Source organism: Syntrophorhabdaceae bacterium (genome assembly GCA_028713955.1).
Taxonomy (GTDB): domain Bacteria; phylum Desulfobacterota; class Syntrophorhabdia; order Syntrophorhabdales; family Syntrophorhabdaceae; genus UBA5609.
Genome location: JAQTNJ010000329.1, coordinates 1 through 2,947 on the forward strand (window position 1 = coordinate 1; position 2,947 = coordinate 2,947).

Genomic DNA, 2,947 nt, shown 5'->3' on the forward strand with positions numbered 1-2,947 from the left:
GAACAAGCCCCCGCACGAGGCGCTCATGGCGCTCGTTTGGGGGCGATTGAATCGCTCTGGGATATTAGGTTGTCAGCTACTTGTCTTCCGCTCTCTCCGTGTCCGCCTTCAGTATGTCGCGCAGGTCAAACAGGGTCTTTTGCCCGCGCCTCTGAATCTCCAGGAGCCAGCGCTCCTGGTCTATGCGAGCCAGCAGGTGCCCGTCCTGGTCGCGGAGGTCGGTGTACACGCTACTTCCTAGAATCCGCTCGGCCTACGCAACGGGTGCGCAGCCACGACCTTCTGGATGATGGCGGCGATCTTGTCTTCTAGCAGGTTGCGCGCCCGCGCCGTTGCCGACTTGAATACAAGTTTACTCCATCCGCGCTTCTTCGTGCCTGGGTGGTTCACGCTCATAAAGAACCGCGCCCCGCCCTGTGCGCCGGTTCCGCCCCTCCCCCAACTATCTAGTGAGTTAGGCTGGGTCTGCGCATGGTATGACCCCGGTCCGCCCCATGTGAATGCAAGCGGATAGCCCGGCCCTTTCGGTGTGATTTTGTGCGGGGGCGTACCCTTGTCTAGCATGTTGTAAACCGCATCGTCCGTGCCTACTATGAGCGTGAAACCGTTGCCCCGCTCCTCAGTTAGGCTCTCAAACTTCGGATGATGATGCCACGATGATGTGGGCCGCCGGAAGTCACGCATAGCTTCGCGCTCTACGGTCTTCATTGTGTCATGGATCGCCTTGCGCAAGTCTGCGACCTTGGCCCCCATACTCTCGGCAACCTCAATGGCGTTACTGTCAATCGTGATCACTTCGGCAGCCTCAGTGGGTTATACCGCCCAGATAGCTCTACGCAATCCTCACAATGCTCGGCTTCGTGCAAACTCCAGGTTGCCAGCCATTCGGTATCCGTCTCTTCAATCTCCCACGTACACTGACAATTTGAGTGACAGCGCGTATTGCCATCGCCAGGATACTGTGGCAAGGCAGGCATCCCGCGCTCTATCTGCTTGCCGACCTCGTATGCCTGTGTCGCGCTGTTCACGTACATAGACGACCGCATTGCTATCTGCGGTTCGGTTAGATTCCCTGCGGCGACCTCGGCGGCAAACTTGGCCTGGTACTCGTACTGCTTCTTGACCATGCTGCCGATACGCCCCCAGTCTGCTTGCGTCATATTATTGCGCCCGCCACGAGCCAGAATATACTCGTCTATGAACGTGCTCTTGATCTGCTGGCGTACCCCTAGTGTCCATTCCTGAACCGTAATGTTACCACCGGCTAGGCGGCTAGCCAATGTCCGCATACCGGCCTGTTGCGCGGTTGTGAACTGGTCACGCAAACCTACCATCTGCTTATTAGATAGAAAGCGGCCGGTCGCGGTATTGTAATACCGATGGCTAACCGGGTTCCATTGCCATGGCGACTGGCTAGGCTCCGGCATCTGTCAATGCCTCCCCGCCGCCCTTCACACTCGCATCTAGTAAACCCGCGAATTCCGGGAATGTCTTATCCCATTCAGCAAGCGCCATGTCAATGTCGTGGTCTTCTATCGCGACCTCATTCGGCACTTGCGGGATAGGCTCGGATGCGCCACGCGGTATGAATCGTAATTGCTTCGCACCCGTGAACGGAGCGAATACCGCCTTGATCTCATCGTCTCCTTGCGCAACGGCAAGCAGGGCGTCAATGCGTTCATGCACATCCGCCGGTATGTTCTCGCTCTCGAATGGTCTGGCCTTGCCTGCTTTCTCGCACTTGCGCTGCCACCGTTCCAGGTCCGCAAGCATGGACTTGCCCTGTGGCGCCCCAGCCGGTTCGGGGAGAGGGGCCTGCCCGGCTGGGGTTGCCTGTGCGGAGGTTCCCGGTTGGCCTGCGAATGGCTGTAGCGGCTCAGGTATGACCGGTTCCGGTGGTGTCCAGTTCTCGGCCGGTGCCGGTAAGCTCATGTTCTCATAGGCCACACTGATAGCCGCCCGTGCCTCGCCCTCGTCGCAGAGCTTGGCATTGAACACGGCCACCGCCGCGTCAATCATGGCCTTAGCGCTGGCCGATTTCTCCGCCTCGTCCTTCTGTACCGCCTCCATTTGCTCGGGCTGCAAGCGCATCTCCAGGCCCATGGGCCAGAACAACTGCTCGTTGAACCGCTCGGCATGCCACTGCGCCTTCGGTATGATGGTCTCTAGCCAGAACGAACGGCGGTGCTCAGCACTAGTCGCATAGTTGGCGCTGTCACTGAGCATGGTTTCCGGTATCTCGAATGCACACGCGATCTGAGAGCGCACCTGCTGGTACAGCTCCGGCATGGCAAGGTCCTTGACCGGCATACCGATGATCGTGGGCTTGAGTCCGTTGCGCAGAACTATGGTGCGCCAGGCGTTCTTGACGCCGCCGGTCAGCTTGTCCCATGCGTTGCGGATGCGCTCGATCTCCGGGTCCGGCACAGGGGATTCGGTGCTCAGAATGACGGCCGGGATCGCCCCATGCTCAAAGAACCTGGCTGCCCAGGAGTTGCTTGACGCCGCAAGTCCGGCCGCTTCCAGTGCGACTTGCATCGGCGAAACGCCAGGGCCCAGGTCGTCGCTCGGATTGAACAGCGGCGCATATACCATCTGCTCAGGCGTGAACTTCTTGGTCAGCGTCCCCGCCCGCTGCTCGAATCCCGTGATACCTTGTTCGCTCCGCAGCACCTTCATACTCGTGGGATTGAGCCACTGCAACTGCTTGACCATGCTCGCGGCGTTGGCATTCTTCAGAACATAGTTGGCGCCCCACAGACAGATGGCTGCCTCGGAGCGGGACAGCAGGTTCTTGTTGAATAGCGGGAAGTCGATGCCTTCGGCTATGTCCTCTTTCGCGCCGCGCTTGACAATGATGTAGGGAACGTTGGATACGCCCCACATGCGCAGGTTGGTACAGCGGAACGCCCAAGCCACCGCGCCATAGACGCTGGCAACGCTCTTG

Annotated in this window: 4 protein-coding genes; all 4 read right to left on the reverse strand. The window is 59.3% G+C overall.

The genetic code is table 11. The annotated features are described in order from the left end of the window. Positions 1 to 76: 76 nt before the first annotated feature. Positions 77 to 229, reverse strand: a complete 153-nt coding sequence (locus PHU49_16540) for a hypothetical protein (protein ID MDD5245618.1) — start codon at positions 227 to 229, stop codon at positions 77 to 79. An 8-nt stretch (positions 230 to 237) separates the two neighbouring features. Continuing rightward, on the reverse strand, positions 238 to 795 hold the full coding sequence (locus PHU49_16545) for a hypothetical protein (GenBank protein MDD5245619.1): 558 nt from the start codon (positions 793 to 795) through the stop codon (positions 238 to 240). Then, positions 792 to 1,160 carry a hypothetical protein gene (locus tag PHU49_16550; GenBank protein ID MDD5245620.1) on the reverse strand — a complete coding sequence of 123 codons (369 nt, stop codon included), beginning with the start codon at positions 1,158 to 1,160 and terminating at the stop codon, positions 792 to 794. The genes PHU49_16545 and PHU49_16550 overlap by 4 nt, the downstream gene beginning before the upstream one ends. A gap of 253 nt (positions 1,161 to 1,413) precedes the next feature. Continuing rightward, positions 1,414 to 2,947 (reverse strand): phage portal protein (locus PHU49_16555; protein ID MDD5245621.1); only part of this gene is annotated, 1,534 nt, incomplete at its 5' end.

Bases quoted from the DNA above. Each gene is read 5' to 3' on its own strand.
- PHU49_16550 (MDD5245620.1), bottom strand. From the start codon at position 1,160: ATGACGCAAGCAGACTGGGGGCGTATCGGCAGCATGGTCAAGAAGCAG.